This window comes from Halomonas sp. A29, assembly GCF_046723295.1.
Lineage (GTDB): Bacteria > Pseudomonadota > Gammaproteobacteria > Pseudomonadales > Halomonadaceae > Halomonas.
The window spans coordinates 417,103-434,342 of sequence record NZ_JAXQPR010000003.1; the positions used below are offsets into that span (position 1 = coordinate 417,103).

Here is a 17,240-nt window from a genome sequence, read left to right on the forward strand (position 1 = left end):
TATCGTACTGGCATCCTGCTCCTCTATACTCGCCCCATGGCTTACATTCCTTAACACTCTTGCGACGCCTCGATGACGGATCGCTCTGCCCCACATGGCTTCAGCCCTATCTCCAGGCCCAGCCGTCGCCGCTTCCTGGCCGGCCTGGGCGGGCTTTTGCTGGCCGCAGGGTTGGGGTTTTCGCCGACGACGCTCGAGGCCAGGATCAACCGCGCGCGCCTGCGCGACAGCATGCAGCGCCTGTATGGCAGCTCGGGGCTCGTCATTCTCGAGGAGTGGTTCGCGCTGCTCGACCGGCTACAGGGTGCCGATCTCGACACCCAACTGCGCGAGGTCAACGACTTCTTCAATCGCCGCGTGCGCTGGGTCGAGGACATCAACAACTGGGGCGCCGAGGACCACTGGGCAACACCGCTGGAAACCATGGGCAAGCGCCAAGGCGATTGCGAGGACTACTCGATCGCCAAGTACGTCACCCTCAAGGAGCTTGGCGTACCGGGTTCGAAGCTACGCATGATCTACGTTCGTGCCCGTATCGGGCGCAGCCAGATCACCCAGGCGCACATGGTGCTCGGCTACTACGAGACACCGACGGCGGTGCCTCAGGTGCTCGACAATCTCGTGCCATCCATCACGCCCGCCACCCAGCGTACCGATCTCGACCCCGTGTTCAGCTTCAATAGCGAGGGCCTGTGGGCCGGAGGCTCCAGCCAGTCGCGAGCCGATCCGGTAGCACGTCTGTCGCGCTGGCGTAGCGTGATCGAGCGCATGCAGCAGCAAGGATTCATCTGATGACCAAGCCAGACAACAAGAAACGAACGACACAACGGAACGAATCAGGGCGTTCATTCCCGGGGGGAACGAAGACATGTCATTGATCAAGCAGCTCTGGCTGACCATTGCGACCCTGCTGCTGCTGGCCTTCGTCGGCAGCCTGCTGATCGGTGTGACGAGCAGCCGTCATTACATCGAGCAGGAGATAGAGATCAAGAACAACGACAACGCCAATGCCTTGGCCTTGTCGATGAGCCAGATGGAGAAGGATCCGGTCATCCTGGAGTTGTTACTGTCGGCCCAGTTCGACACCGGCCATTACCAGCGCATCGAACTGCGCGACGCCGAAGGCGACGTCATTGAGCAGCGCATTGCAAGCCCGCATATCGATGACGTACCGGCATGGTTCGTCGAGCTGGTGCGTTTCGATGTGCCATCGGGCCGTGCGGTGGTGCAGGATGGCTGGCAGCAGTACGGCACCCTGGAACTGGAAAGCCAGCACAGTTTCGCCTACCGCTCGCTATGGCGCAGCACCCTGGAACTGGCCGGTTGGTTCGCTGTGGCCGGTGCCATCAGCCTGCTGCTGGCGAGCTGGATCGTAAGCACCATCCGGCGCCCGCTGCGCAATGTGGTTAGCCAGGCCCAGGCCATCGGCCAGCGCCGCTTCATGACGGCAAGTGAGCCGCGCACCCGGGAACTGCGCGAAGTCGTTCAGGCCATGAACCAGCTTTCGTTGGCCGTACGCCATATGCTGGGTGAAGAGAGCGACAAGCTCGACCAGCTGCGGCGGCGTATGCAACACGATCCGGTAACCGATACGCTGACGCGCTCGCCCTTCCTCGATCAGTTGCAGGCACACCTGAAGAGCGAAAAGGACGACGCCAGTGGCACCTTGGCCATGGTGCGCGTCGCTCGTCTGGCCGAGCTCAACCAGCAGCTCGGGCATGCGGCAACGGATGCCCTGCTGAAGCAACTGGCTCGACGCCTCGAACAGGTCGCCAGCGCCCACGGCCTGGGCACGGTCGGGCGCCTCAACGGCAGCGATTTCGGCGTGATCCTGCCGCGTCACCACGACCTCGATGCTATCGGCAAGGCACTCCGAGAACATCTCGACGCCTTGAGTGGTGAACAGGCCGTCAGCACGTCCCTGCCCTCCGCCCTGCGGCAGTACAGCCAAGGCGAAAGCCAGGCCGAGCTGTTGGCCAGCCTCGACGGCGCGCTGGCGTCGGCGGAAGCACGCGGTGAAAACGGCCAGGAGATCGTCGACCAGCCGGCCAGCAGCGTTCTCTTCACGCGCCATGACGAGTGGCGCCAGGCGCTTGGCGATGCCCTCGAGCAAGGGGTCTTCCTGGCGCACTATCCGGTACTCGATGCACAAGGCCAGCTGGTTCACTACGAGGTCCCATCGCGACTGCGCCTGAAAGGCGAATGGCGTCCGGCGGGGGTCTTCCTGCCCTGGGTATCGCGCCTGGCGATGGCGCCGACCCTCGACCTGGCCGTCGTCTCGGCGGCGTTGGAGGATGTCGCATCCAGCGGCAAGGCGGTAGCGATCAACCTCTCGGCCGAATCGCTCAATGACGGTCACTTCGTCGGCGAGCTGCTCTCTCGCGTCGCTGCGCACCAGGGCATCGCTGGCAAGCTGTGGTTCGAGCTGCCGCAATCTGTTGCCATGCAACAGCCCCAGGCGCTGAAGACACTCTGCCATGCCCTACTTGGGCTGGGTTGCCGGGTCGGCCTGGAGCACGTCGGCACCCAGTTCGGCAAGATCGAGGGGCTACAGGACCTGGGCCTGAGTTTCATGAAGATCGACGGCGCGCTGAGTCAGGAGATCGAGGACCGCAGCGACCAACAGAGCCTGCTGCGCGGCATGGCCACGCTGGCCCATTCGCTTGGCATCATGGCCATTGCGGAGGGCGTAGAGAGCCAGGGAGCTGCAGACACACTCTTCGAGCTGGGGTTGGATGGCGTAACGGGGCCGGGAATTCGGCATCGCGAGGGCAGCGGCGAGAACGACGCCTGACCGCAGCACGGCATCATTCGTGATCTCAGGAGGCCGGCAATCGCCGGCCTTGTCGTTTCAATCCTGTCGTTTCAACCACAAGTCTCAGATAATGCCGTCGTCGCTATCCGACATCAGGCCCACGCTGTTCCTGCGCTTACGCAGCGATTGACGTTCCATCAGCTTCTGCTGGGCGGGCTCGGGCAGGTCGGTGAAGCTGATCACGCCCTTGTCCATCAGCACGTTGATCACGTCTTCGAGTACCCGTACGAAGGCCAGGTCGGATTTCGACAGGGCCAGATTCTCGGCACCCGTTCCCGCCGATAGAAAGTTCTGCAGCTCGGGCGAGCCGGGCGGCACGAATTCCTGGCACTCGTCGGTTGCCTCACGGCTGACCTGCTCGATCTGGCCGGATTCGTCTCGCTTGATGAACATGAGTGACGCCCTCGCGTGATGGTTACCCAGAATAACAAAGCGCCCTGCCCGGTGTCTCCAGGCAGGGCGAGGGTCTAGCTCAACGACATGTTACTGGTCGATCTGCAGCTGTCCGTTGTCCAGCATCTCTTGGAGGAACACCGTGGAACTGGCACCGTCCATGCTGAAGTTCTCCAGCACGATCACCTGGGTGGCATTGCTGCCATCCGTACCGATACCGCCGTCATGGTTGACGTAGAGTACGGTGTTGGCCCCTTCCTGCGCGGCGAAGATGAAATTGTCGATATCTTCGACACTTTCGTTTTGCAGCAGGTCCGCCAGGTCCAGCACATCCTCACCGAGGCCGAAGTCCTTCACGGTATCGATGGCCGGTGCGCTCGTCGTGCCTTGATCGCCGAAGTTCCACTGGAACACATCGTCACCATCGCCGCCGAACAGGGTGTCGTTGCCCGCCCCGCCGATGAGAGTGTCGTTGCCCGCGCCGCCTGACAAGGTCTGCGCCCCCGCACCACCCGCAACGATGTTGTCATCGGCATTCCCGCTCAGCGAATTGCTGTTCTGCACCGTGACGTTCAGCGACCCAGTCACGCTGTCGCCGTCTGCATCCGTTGCGGTAAACCCGAACTCCAGGTTTTTCGGCACCCCGTCGTCCAACGTGAAGGTCGATATCGCAGTGATCCGTACAGAGGTGTTATGCCCGGCGGCGAGATCGACATAGTCGATATAGGTGCCAGGCGAGGCAGTGATGAACAGACTTCCATCCACCAGCGAAGCGGATGTTGCAATACCCGTCAGGCTGGTGCCATCGCTGAGTTTCACCGTATACGCCACGGTCTCACTGCCATCCAGACCGTTGATGCCTATCTTGGCGACATAGGCCAGGTTCACAGTACCGCTGATGCCCTCGTTATCGAAGTCGAGGCGCATGGTTTCGCCAGTATCGAACTGGTTGTTATGAATCCCCATGCCCTGGGTACTGGGGTTGACGTCGCGACTGCCGGTAATCTTGACCGACCAAGGCTTTGCATTCGCGTTCGAGCCAAAGGTGCCGTCTTCATAGATGAAGTAGGCAGGCTGCGGACCGCTGGCCCCTACCGAGCCCTGGAGGTTGGAATTGAGGATGGCCAGGTCCAGGGGCTGGAACTGCTCATAGGTGTAGGTGCCGTCCGGATGCGCAGTCAGCTTGAACACTTCCTGACCGCCTGCCGTCGCTGTCAGCACACTACCGCCAGCCGACAGTTGGTAGGTAACTGCCTTGCCGCCCGATGTAAGCCCTGCCGGCGGCGTGCCGGAGAGAGTCACACTGCCGGGGAAGTCGGCGCCGATATCGGCGAGTGTGCCGGTAAAGCTGACACCGATGGCATTGAGCGAGACGGCATTGGTGACATTCAGCACCGGGACGTCGTCGATGATGGCAATGGACAGGTTGGCACTGCCACTGCTGCCTCCCACACCGCTTACGCTCAGCGCCACGCTGTCGGTCAGGGTGCCATCGGTGCTGCTGCCGGGGGCACCATGGGCCTGGGCTTCACTGAGGGTGTAGGTGTAGCTGACGGTGCCCGCCGTGGCTGAGCCGCTGTAGTCGGTCAGGTAGAGCGTGCCCATGGAAGTCACAATGCCCACCGAGGGTGAAGCAGCCGTGAAGCCCTGCAGTTGAGCCAGTGTGAAAGACTGCCCACCGACCGTAACGCTGGCAATACCGTCGCTGGCCGTCACTTGGAAGCTGCCGCTGGCGCTCTCGCGGGTATCCGCCTCGGAGGTCAGGCCGGCTTCATGGACGGTGCTGTCGGCTCCGCTGACGTTGACCGTTACCTGGGCACTGTCGTTGGCTCCCTGGATGGCGAAAGACAACGTCGCGCTGGCGGTATCACCGTCGGCATCGGTAATGGTGTAGCCGAGGTTGAAGTTCAGCAGGTCGCTGGCATTCAGCCCCTGTACCGCGGCCAGGCTGTTGTCGAGAGTGAAGCTCCAGCTACCGTCGGTATTCAGCACCAGAGTGCCATACTTACTGAGTTCGGCCAGCTGTTCGGCGCTGACGTTCCAGACCACGCTGGCGGTACTGCCAACAGGGCCGTCGGCACCGAAGCTATCGTTGCCGAGCACGTTGCCGCTGAGTTCGTTCTCGACGGCATCCTCGGTGACGGTGCCACCGTTGTCGTCACGCGCCACGGGCACGTCGTCGACGATGTCGACGGTGAAGCTGTCCGTGGCGGTGCTGCCGTCGCTGTCGGTGACCACCAGGGTGAAGCTGTCACTGGTGATATCGCCGCTGGTGGGCCCGCTCAGGGTGTAGGTCCAGCTGTAGCTGCCGCCTGACCCCGGGGTGACCACCAGGCTGCCGTGGCTGCCCGTGACCGTGCCGCCGGCGGTGACGTTGACGCCGTTGATGACCAGGCTTGCCAGGCCATCATTGCCGGTGTCGATATTGAAGGTGCCCTGGGTGACGTGGGAGCCGTCACCCGCCGCACTGCCGTTCGGCAGGCCGGCTTCGGCGACGCTGTCGCTGTCGGCGCTGATGGCGATGACCGGTACGGAGTCGGGCGCGACGGTCACGGTCAGGGTGGCGCTGGCGGTATCGCCGTCGGCGTCGGTGATGGTGTAGTCGATCACCGCATCGCCTTCGAAGCCGGGCGCCGGGGTGAAGGTGACCTGGCCGTTGGCCGCGAAGCTCAGCGTGCCCTGGCTCGGGTTGCGCAGGCTCGCCGCGGTCAGGGTGGCACCATCGGCACCACCGGTGTCGTTGGCCATCACGTTGACGGTGACGGGGGTGTCTTCACCGGTGCTGGCGGTGTCGTCACGCGCCACGGGCACGTCGTCGACGATGTCGACGGTGAAGCTGTCCGTGGCGGTGCTGCCGTCGCTGTCGGTGACCACCAGGGTGAAGCTGTCACTGGTGGTATCGCCGCTGGTGGGCCCGCTCAGGGTGTAGGTCCAGCTGTAGCTGCCGCCCGACCCCGGGGTGACCACCAGGCTGCCGTGGCTGCCCGTGACCGTGCCGCCGGCGGTGACGTTGACGCCGTTGATGACCAAGCTTGCCAGGCCGTCATTGCCGGTGTCGATATTGAAGGTGCCCTGGGTGACGTGGGAGCCGTCACCCGCCGCACTGCCGTTCGGCAGGCCGGCTTCGGCGACGCTGTCGCTGTCGGCGCTGATGGCGATGACCGGTACGGAGTCGGGCGCGACGGTCACGGTCAGGGTGGCGCTGGCGGTATCGCCGTCGGCGTCGGTGATGGTGTAGTCGATCACAGCATCGCCTTCGAAGCCGGGCGCCGGGGTGAAGGTGACCTGGCCGTTGGCCGCGAAGCTCAGCGTGCCCTGGCTCGGGTTGCGCAGGCTCGCCGCGGTCAGGGTGGCACCATCGGCACCACCGGTGTCGTTGGCCATCACGTTGACGGTGACGGGGGTGTCTTCGCCGGTGCTGGCGGTGTCGTCGAGAGCCAGCGGTGCGTCGTCAACGAAAGTAAGCTGGAGCGTACCCGTGGCGCTACCGCTACTGCTGGACACGGTATAGACCAGGCTGGCAAGCGCTTCATCCATCCCCTCTCCGTGCAGCAGGCTGTTGACCTGGGTCACGGTAAAGGCACCGGTGGTGGGATTGATCTCGATGCTGAAGATGGTGATCTCACGAGCCTCGGAAACCGCCTGCAGCGTATTGGTACCGGCATTCCAACTGAAAGTAAGCGTCTCGCCGCCAACCTGGAGTACCACTCCATCCATGGCAGCGAAGGTCACCGTACCGCCACTACCGGTACCGAAGGTAAAGGGAAGCACGCCGCTGGCTACCGAACCCGGCTCGTTCAATGTTTCTATATCGAGCAGCGTGGCCTCGAAGCTTTCCGCAGTCGGTGCAATGACCACGGGTACTTCCGGTTCTTCTACTTCCGTTTCCGCCAGCAGGAAGGCTCCGCCCTGCTCTTCTGGCAGGCCGCCCAAGTCATTCAAGCCAAAGTTGAACGCCAGAGGATTCACATCTTCGGCAATACGCGCCAGGCGCACGAAGCTATGGCCCCCGTCGGCTGCACCACCACCGCCAGCTCCGGCCGCAGTGGCATCGAGCACGTCGAGCAGATCGATGGCATCATCATCGAGCGCCGCCAGCAGCGCTTCCAAATCTTCGTCGAGGGCAGCGAAGTCGCTCGCCTCGGCCGGCTGATCGGCATTCAGCTCGGAGCTCATGACAACCTGCTCACCCCCCTGGATCAGGGTTGGGTCGAGGTTGTCGCCAAAGTCGAGCTGCACATCCCCTCCATTGGAAGTGACAACGGTTTCTCCTTCCTGCAGCGCGTCTCCGACGCGCAGTTCACGCAGGTTGCCCGAGGCATCACGAGCCCAGGCCTGACCGGAGATGGACAGAACAGTTGCAATAGACATTTTGGGTATACCCCGCAAAGTGGAAGAACTTTTTTACGAGGCTCGCCACGGCCAAACGGTCCGTGCCTGGAGGGGCGTGCTTGAGATGAAGTATGAGCCAAGGCTTACGGCGCGATATTGGACTGAGGTACAGGGTGAGCAAAAAAGATGAGGTCGGTCAATAAATAAGACGTGAGTGATTATCAATAAAAAACGCCCGGCCTTGAACAAGGCCGGGCGCTTCCCTCAGATTGGGATCAATCGATGTTGAGGCTCGACTTCAGCGCCTCGAGATCTCCACTGAAGTTCTCCAGTACGATGACCTGATCGGCAAGATCGCGGCTGAAACCGTCTTCGCTACCGAACCCACCGCTGGTGCTGATGTAGAGCGTAGTACTACCGCCCTCTTCGGCTTCGAAGCGCAGGTGCTCGGGGCCACTGTTGTCGCTGAGGAGGTCGCTCAGATCCAGACGGTCGCCTTCGGCAAGCGAGAAGTCCTTGACCGTATCGATCGCGGCACTCCCTGCTACCCCTTGGTCGCCAAGATTCCAGACGAAGGTGTCTGCGCCGAGGCCACCCACCAGGATGTCGTCGCCAGCACCACCGACAATGACATCATTGCCGTCACCGCCGGTGAGGGTGTCGTCACCTCCGGTGCCCCAGACGAAGCTGTCTACGCCAGGCCCGGTAATGCCCACCTGGAGAGACGCCTCGGCAGTCGCACCGGACGGATGCACCAGTTGGTAGGACAGGCTGTCGATCTTGCCGACATTGGCCACGTCAGCATCCGGCTCGTAGCGGTAGTCACCGTTGGCGTACAGGGTGAAGGTTCCGTACTGACCGGCAATGACGAGGCCGCCTTCTGTGGCATCGAGATAGTCACTGCCCACCAGCGCCTTGAGCAGCGTGCCGCTGGAGCCCGGGATATCGGTGCTGCCATCGATGCCCGGATCGGTCAGCACGTTGCCTTCAACCGCGGTGATCTGGGTCTCTTGATAGCTATCGGGCTGAACGGTCAGGTTGACACTGCTGATCGTCACGCTCGAGTAGGTATAGTTGAAAATATTCCCCGAACGACCACTCGTCGTCGCACTGAAATCGACCCGGTACTCCCCAGCCTCCAGTCCATTGACAACGTTGATACCACTGCTTGCCGCACCACCAATATCCGGCAGCTTCACCCACTGCCCACTATCGTTCTTCTGCCACAGGCTCCAGGTCAAGGAAGCGTTGGAGTTCCCCGGTGTCGAGAAGCCGGCATTGAAGCTGAACTGGCCGGTACCGCCTTCCCCGACCGTAAAGGTCTCGCTGTAGTTATCGGTGCGCGAGCCGTTGGTAGTGTGATGCGAGGTCTTGTTGCCCATGACTTGGCTCTGAATCGGAGCCGGCGTGATGTCGATCAGCGAGACGTCGGCAATCGCCACGTTGTCGCTAGCAACGATACCGTTTGGCACACCTGCCAGATTGATGGTCAGTTTCGATTCCACCCTGTCACCATCGGCATCGGTGAGGTAGTAGGTGAACTCATCCTGGTAGGATTCGCCTGCCTTCATGCCGTCACGCGCGCTGCGGCTGACCACGTAGGTGTAGCTGCCGTCCGCATTCACGGTCAGCGTGCCGAACTGACCTTCCACCGTGCCGCTGGCAAGCGTACCGCCCTGGCCATCGGCCCACAGCAGGCTGTCTTCCTCTGCCGCGCCATCGGCACCCCAGTCTGCCTCGACCTTGCCTTCCACGCTGGGCAGGTCATCGGTCGAAGCGATCTCGGCAAAGAGTTCGAACGATGTCGCCTGCGTTTCGGTGGTATAGACCGTATCGACGAGGTTGCCATTGGTATCCAGGAAGCCCTTGATCTTGAGTACGTACTCACGATCGCCCACCTGGATCGTCACCTCCTGGTCGGGATTGACGATCTTGATGATATCGTCGTTATCCGGGTGAGTGGCCGGCGTCTTGTTGTTGGGCGTCTCCTCATGCTTGAGCTGGATCGTGGTGGTGACCTCGGTCAGCACACCGTCGATCATGACCTTGAAAGTCACTTCGAGTTCAGCCGTATCCAGCGTCTTCTGGCCACTGCTGATCACGAAGTTGTTATGGGTGAACGTGCCCAGCGAGAACAATGAATCGGTGGCGACTCCTGCGGAGCCAGTGAGGCCATCGGCGTAGACGAATTGATAGCCGGAGCCGCTGCTGCCGCCCCACTGAATTGCAATGCCGCTGGCATTGCTGCTGGTCGTGATGTTTCCTGAACCGGAGGTTCCCTTCACGTTGTCCCAGCCAGCATTCAGCGCGCCCACTTCGAGTTCACTGACGGGCACCTGGATTGCCTGGACGTTGGTAAAGCTCTCCGGCACGTCGTCGACGATCACCACATCGATGGTGCCGTAGGCAATGTTGCCGAGCCCATCCACCAGTTCGACCTGGATACCTTCTTTCGTCAGCTCGTTGCGCCCTTCGCCAGTGGCGTGCTCGATGGCGCCGCCCAGCTCGAAGCTATAGCTCACCTCATTCGTTCCGGTATCGTAGCCAGTCAGGGTCAGGGTGTTGCCTTCCGGCGTCCCGATCACGATGACATTGCCGCCCGCCAGCGACTCGAGGTCGCCTGCGCTCAGCTTGACCTTGTCGCCCTGCTGCTCGCCATCGCCCGAAACCTTGGTTCCGGCGATCAGCAGTGCGCCGAACCCTTCCGGAGCGGAGAGCTTGAAGCTACCGCTATCGGCGGCTTCTCCTTCACCCTCGGCCGTGCCACCTTCCAGATACTTTTCGTTGACCGTCACATCGCTAGCGGTCAGACCCAGGATCGTGGGCAGCTCGGGGAGATCCACGGCACCACCGGGCTCGAAGCCTATATTGAACGAAGCGTCGGTGGTATCGCCGTCACCATCGACGGCAACGACTTCCACCGGCAGCGTGAAACCAAGCTCGGCATCCAGGAATACCCCTTTGAAGTTATTGACGTTGTACTGACCACCGCCAGAACTTCCATAGAAGCGAATTTCATCGAAGCCTCCCGGGAAGGAAGCTGTCGTCCCGTTACCAGTGCCTATTGACTCACCATTGCTGAAGACCTCCCAGCTCAACGCTCCTGTATTGCCCATTTCGAAGGACAACGATGTCAACGTCTGGTCGAACTGGGCGATCAGGGTCTGACCGGCCCCAATCAGGTTGTTGCCTACACCGATACCATTGGTCGAATAATTGACCGCCCCACCCATACCTGTGAACTGGACGGAAAGGTTCGGGTTGCTGATGACCAGCTCACCATCGATGCCACCACCTTGGTTACCAACGGTTTCCGTGGTGAACGATACCGCCACCGGATCGAGCGGCTGCAGCACGTTGACGACGTACTGATTGCTGCCGACGCTCAAGTCGATGGTGAGGACCGGATTGCTGGCGTCTTCACCTTCCTTGTAGGCGACGAGCTGCTGGCTCTCGGCGTCGAAGACGTAAACCAGCTTCTGGCCACCCGAGGTCAGATAGGCGGTTTTGTCCACCCCATTCTCTTCGTAGCGAACCAGGATATAGCCTTGGTCGTCCACCAGCAGGTTGGCTTGGGAGATGTGGGCACCATCGGCATCCGCACCAATGGTGAGGTCCAGGTCACCAGTCGCTGAGCTACCGCTGTCCAGGCCGAGTGATGCGTCCTCCGGTGTTCCGAACTCAGGCGCATCATCCAGGATCTTGATCAGCAGGTTGCTGTTGGCGGTATCACCGTCGGTATCGACGAGCACGATCTCGAAGGACTGGGTCAGCGACTCGTCGTTCGTCGGCTGTTCGTGGTCCTTGTTGGCGTTGAGCGTGTACTCGTAGTTGATGGTGTAGGTGCCGTTGCCATTGGCTGTATAACCAGTGATCGCCAGAGTGTTACCACCCTCGGTCACGATGGTCGGTAGCGCCTGGTCGACTCCATCCTTGACGATGAACTGACCGCCGACGCTCAGGTTGAGTACGCCATCTGGAGCGCTGATGGTGAAGCTGCCGTTCTGTACCAGCGGGCCATCACCCTGCTGTGTCCCACCTGGCAGATAGGCTTCGTTGAAGATCAGGTGCGCATCCTGGCCGGCGGGCTTGCCATTGTCGATATCGACCGGAGAATCGCCGATGTCGATAGTCAACGTTGCGGTATCGCTGTCGCCGTCGCCATCGGTCAGGGTGTAGGTGAAGCTGTCGCTCACCCCGCCCGGCGTGCCGGCGTTGCGTACGTAGCTATAGCTGCCATCGGCCGCTACTGTCAGCACACCGTGATCGCCGACGATCTCGACCGTACCCTCGGCAGGCACAGGAATTCCGTTGACTTCGGTGACCCGAGCGCCGTCGGCTCCCTGCTTGTCGTTGGTCAGCAAGTTGCCGTCTTCGACCAGCGTGAACTCGCCTGCCGCCACGCTGTTACTGTCGTCTTCGGCAATCGGAGCATCGTCGAGAACCTGCACCGACAGCTCGCCGTTGGCCACGCTGCCGTCCAGGTCCTCCACGTGGATGGCAAAGCTCTGCTCGAGATCATCCTCGCCTTCGCCGTGGGTCTTGGCGTTGTTGAGGGTATAGCTGTAGCTGACCTCGCCAGTGGCCGGGTTATAGCCGGTGATCTGCAAGACGTTACCGCCCGGCGTTGTGATGGTCGGCAACTCTGCGACGATCTGGCCATTCTGGACGATGGCTTGGCCGCCCACGGTCAGCGTCTTCACGCCATCCGGAGCATTGATGGTGAAGCTGCCAGTCTGGGTGAGTTCACCCTGGCCAGCAGCGGTACCACCTTCCAGCCAGGCTTCGTTGACCACGACGTGGTGGCCCTCGGCGCCTGTCGGGTTGTCGATGGTGACCGGCGCATCGCCAATGGTAATGGTCAGGACGGCGGTGTCGCTGTCACCATCACCATCGGTCAGGGTGTAGGTGAAGCTATCGCTCACCCCGCCCGGCGTACCTGCGTTGCGTACGTAGGTGTAGGTACCATCGGCCGCGATGGTCAACACCCCATACTGGCCGGGGATTTCGACCGTCCCTTCGGCGGGTACATTGATGCCATTGACTGCGGTGACCGTGCCACCGTCGGCACCCAACTGGTCGTTGGCAAGAACGTTGCCTTGCTCGAGCTCGAACTCACCGGCACCAAGGCTGGCTTCGTTATCAACGGCTGTCGGGCCGTCATCGAGGAAGTAGATGACCTTGCCGATGTCGATCGAGGCCTTGGCCACATCGCCGTCGCTGTCGGTCACGGTCTTGGTCAGGGAGATGACGTTGGCGAGGATATTGGCGGCATCGCTCGCCCCGGTCTGACCCACGCCCTGATGCGCAATGGCACGAAGCTGGTCGAGTGTGACCACACCGTTGCCATCAACGGTCAGGGTGAAGACCGGCACATGGGCGCCGTTGACCTCGACATAGCCGATGACGCTGCCACCTTCCACCTTGACCAGTACGGCTTGCCCCGTCTGGGTGTCGACGAGGCCCGAGTCGGCCCCATCCTCGGACACGCTCAGGCTGTAGCCACGGGTCTGCAGACCATCGGCACCATACTCGGCGCTGAAATAGCCGGAGAAGTCGAACTCTGCCGTAACGTCGAGCTTCGACTCATCCACGGTCAGGTTGGCGGGTTTCCACTCCACCCGGATGTTGACGTCGTTGAAGTCGTTATCGCTGCCAGGGCCGTAGACGTCTTCCCAGTTGAGATCGCCATCCTGGGCGTTGTTCTCGACGTGAGAAGTGCCGCCAGGATTGAGCGATGCATCGTTGAAGAGCACGGGCGCCTTGGGATTCTGCCCCGTCAAGGGATCGCTGCTGCCCACCGGCACCGCCACCCAGACCAGGATGCCATCCGGGTTCTCGACCTGGATGAACTCGATGGCGGTTTCATTCCCGAGGCCGGGGTTCAGGTTCGCCCCGTTCGGGATGATGAAGTAGCCGACCTCGCCCGGCGCATAGCCTTCCAGGACATAGCTGGCACCCTTGTCCTGCTTGACGTTCGACCAGATGACCATGCCGTTCGTCGGATTGCCGTTCTCGTCCTTGATGTAGTAGCCGAAGCTGTTGTTATAGCCGGCAAGGCTGTCCATGTTGGTGATGACGACTTCATGACCGGAGGGATTGGTACTCTCGACGCTCGGCAGGTCGTCGTCGACCCGCACGCTGACGCTGCCCGGTGCGGAGACGTCGCCATCGCTGTCGCGTGCCACGACCTGAACGCCAGTGATGGTCAGCTCATCGACACTGACGTGATGTGGCAGATTGCCGATCAGCTCGACGTTAACGGTCACCGTACCGCTGTCACCCGCGACGATTTCGCCGCCGCTCAGGGTCAGCTTGAGCACCGGCTCGTCATTCAGTTTGCCAATCAGTTCGCCCGCTTCGTTGATTTCCCAAACCAGCTCGACACCTTCCTCAAGGCCGACCACGCTGATGGCGCCCGGGTTGACGAAGGCGAAGTCCACGATATTGTCGCTGCCCGCGGTGAAGGTGAGCTCGGATTCGGCAGTAGTTTGCTCGACATCACCACCTTCACGCAGGCCGCGCTCGTCGACAACCAACTCTACGCTGCTACCCACACCATCTTCGCCACCCGGTGTCGGCCCTTCACCGTCTTTGATCTTGATGCGGTGGGTGTCACTGGCGCGGTCGCCATCGCCATCGACCTTGATCAGCTCGAAGCTGATGGACTGCTTCATGTTGTGGTTCAGGTTGGTGCCCGGCACGAAGGTCCAGGTGCCGTTTTCATGGAAGGTCAGCGTGCCCTCAGCCAGCTCATAAGCGTACTCGAACTGTAGCGCTTGCTCCGCCCCGCCATTGATGGAGATAAGCTGCTGCGCACCATCTGTATCGGCGCCTGCCTTGGTGCTCCAACTGCCGGTGACGGCCTCGCCACCTTCGATCGCAACGCGTGCACCACCCAGGTCGGCTTCCGGCGCATCGTCGATGACCTTGACCTTGAGGCTACTGCTTGCCGTGTCGCCATCACGATCCGTGACCGTAATGGTGAAGTCGCGAATCAAGGCGTCGTCTTCGCTGCCCGTATGGGCCTTGTTGCCCTGCAGGGTGTACTCGTAGTTGACGCGATAGCCGCCCAGCGGCAGTTGCGTGATGCCAGTGACCTCGAGCTTGTAGCCGTTCGGCACGTCGATGGAGGCGCCGTCGTAGTTGAAGCTGCCGTCCGGGTTGCGCGTCACGATCAGCGTCAGTTGGTCGTCGCCTTCACCGATGGCAATGGTCAACTGGGACAGGCCATCCACCGCGCTGACCAGGAAGCTGCCACCCTGGGTCAGGGCACCTTCGTTGGGGCTGGTGCCGTTCGACAGGTGCGCTTCGTTGACGACCAGGTGCGCGCCCTGGCCGAACACGGGCAGGTTGATGATGCCGACTGGCGAATCGAAGCCTTTCACGCTCAGCGTGGCCGTGTCGGTGTCACCATCGCCATCGGTCAGGGTGTAGGTGAACTTGTCCAGGAACAGGCCCTGGTGGTTCGGGGTATCGCCGCGGACGTAGGTATAGTCGCCATTGGAGTAAATGGTCAGTTCACCATGGATACCTTGAATGGTGGCCTTGCCATCGACCAGCTCGACAATCTCGTTGCCGAACTGAACGTGAGTGACTTCGGCGCCATCCGCACCTTGGTCGTCATTGGCCATGACGTTGCCGGACTTCTCGAAACGGCCCAACTGGACAAGAGCCAGGTCGTTGTTGGCCTGCGGGCCGTCGTCGACGAAGCTGAGCTGGCTGCCCAGGTCGATACCGGCGCTGACGGTGTCGCCGTCGCCGTCGATGACCGTGGCGTTGAGCGTGAGGCCGCTACCCGCCAGGCCCAGCACGTCGGCCGGGTTGGTGCCGTCCGGGTGAGACAGGGCCAGATGCTGAGTCAGGGTCACTTCACCGGTAGCGGCATTGACGCTGATGGTAAAGGCCGCCCGACCGTCGGCAGCCTGGCCGATGATCATGCCGTCTGCTTCGACCAGGGTAATGGCCTGGCCGCCGTCGGTCGTCATGAGGCCGGTGGCGCCACTACCCTCGACGCTCAGGCTGTAGCTGACACTACCTTCGCCGTCGGCGCCGAAAGCCACCTTGAACGCGCCGGAGAAGTCGACGGTCACCGATTCGCCAAAGGCACTTTCATCGACTACCAGCTCGGCCAGTTCGGCGGGATCCGTTTCAATGGCCGGCATGTCGTCGACGATGCTGATGCTGCCGCTCAGGTCGGCGGTCAGGGTGTCGGTGGCGGTATCGCCGTCGGCGTCGGTCACGGTGACGGTGGCGCTCACGCCCACCAGGCCCGCCGGCAGTTGGAGGCTGTCGACCCCCTGCTCGGAATGATCCACCGGGCCGGACTGGGTCACGGTGACCTCACCGCTGGCGGCATCGATCTCGATGCGCAGCACATGAGCTTCACCAGCGCGACCAATGACAACGCCGTCTTCGAGACTGAAGACAATCGGCATGCCGCCGCTGGTCAGGCCGTGCTCTACGTTGCCCAGGCTCAGGGCGTAGCCATCGACGACGACGCTGCCCGCACCGTCGGCGCCGTAATTGACGCTGATAGCGGATTCGAAGGCTGCGGCTACGCTGCCTGTCGCAGTGGAGGTACCATCGACGGTCTCACTGTCAAAGACTGTCAAGACGATCTGGCCAAGATCGACGCTGCCGACCTCCACGCTCGGGCTATCGTCCAGAATCGTGATATTCAGCGTGCCGGTTGCCGTGCCGCTCGAGCTGGTCACGGTATAGATCAGGCTGGCAAGCGCCTCGTCCATGCCTTCTTCATGCAGGAGATTGTTCACTTGAGTGAGAGTGAACGCTCCGGTGGAAGGGTTGACCTCAATAGTGAAGATATTGAGCCCACGGGCTGGTGAAAAAGCGGTGAGCGTATTGGTGGAGGCATCCCAGCTATAGACGATGCTTTCCTGACCGACCTGGGCTTCGACGCCATGCATGTCGGCGAAGGTGACGCTGCCATTTTCCCCGTTACCGAAGGAGAACGGCAACGTGCCGCTGATGACAGAGCCCGACGCGGCGACCAGAGCATCGGAGAGGCCGACATCCAGGCTGCCGGCAGTGGGTGCGATCTCCTCTACGGCTTCCGCCGTCAGGAACGCAGCCCCTTCGATCTCGGGAAGTTCGTTGGCCTGCCCCAGGCCATACTCGAACGCCAGTGGGTTGACGTCCTCCGCGATGCGCGCCAGGCGCACGAAGCTATGGCCACCATCGGCGGCGCCACCGGGGCCGGCACCGGCAGCGGTGGCATCGAGTACGTCGAGCAGGTCGATGCTGTCGTCGTCCAATGCCGCCAGCAGAGCATCGAGGTCTTCATCCAGAGCGGCGAATTCAGAAACATCTACCGCCTCATCGGCGTCGAGCTCGGGAGTCATGACCACTTGTTCGCCACCCTCGACCAGGGCCGGATCCAGCCCGTCGCCGAAGTCGAGCTGAGCACTTCCTGCGTCGGAAGTGACCAGCACCTCACCTTCCTGGAGGGTATCGCCCACGCGCAGTTCGCGCAGGTTGCCTTCAGCGTCGCGCGCCCAGGCTTGACCGGTAATCGAGATAACTGTGGCAATGGCCATGACATGCTCCCTGTTTCGTCTGTGTTTTTTTCGGTTATGCGTTCCAAGGGGTAGAGTCGTTACTTCCACTCATGACGACACACATTAGGTTACACACAGAAACATGAATATTGGACCGATGGACAGTGAGTAAAACAGGT

5 protein-coding genes are annotated in these 17,240 nt (G+C 61.7%); 2 read left to right on the forward strand and 3 right to left on the reverse strand.

Annotation, left to right across the window (positions count from 1 at the left end; translation table 11 throughout):
- Positions 1 to 72: 72 nt before the first annotated feature.
- Positions 73 to 792 (forward strand): transglutaminase-like cysteine peptidase, encoded by a 720-nt coding sequence (locus SPH52_RS08000; RefSeq protein WP_411794475.1) that lies wholly within the window; start codon positions 73 to 75, stop codon positions 790 to 792.
- Positions 793 to 868: 76 nt separating this feature from the next.
- On the forward strand, positions 869 to 2,794 hold the full coding sequence (locus SPH52_RS08005) for an EAL domain-containing protein (protein WP_411794476.1): 1,926 nt from the start codon (positions 869 to 871) through the stop codon (positions 2,792 to 2,794).
- Positions 2,795 to 2,878: 84 nt separating this feature from the next.
- On the opposite strand, the gene SPH52_RS08010 is transcribed toward SPH52_RS08005, so the two are convergent.
- From SPH52_RS08010 to SPH52_RS08020, 3 genes are all read right to left on the reverse strand, one after another.
- Positions 2,879 to 3,208, reverse strand: coding sequence for a tryptophan synthase subunit beta like protein (locus SPH52_RS08010; RefSeq protein ID WP_411794477.1), 330 nt, complete (start codon positions 3,206 to 3,208; stop codon positions 2,879 to 2,881).
- 90 nt (positions 3,209 to 3,298) lie between these two features.
- A complete protein-coding gene (locus SPH52_RS08015) occupies positions 3,299 to 7,579 on the reverse strand; it encodes a retention module-containing protein (RefSeq protein ID WP_411794478.1) in 4,281 nt (1,426 codons plus the stop codon).
- Positions 7,580 to 7,815: 236 nt separating this feature from the next.
- Positions 7,816 to 17,100, reverse strand: coding sequence for a BapA/Bap/LapF family large adhesin (locus tag SPH52_RS08020; RefSeq protein ID WP_411794479.1), 9,285 nt, complete (start codon positions 17,098 to 17,100; stop codon positions 7,816 to 7,818).
- Positions 17,101 to 17,240: the final 140 nt, after the last annotated feature.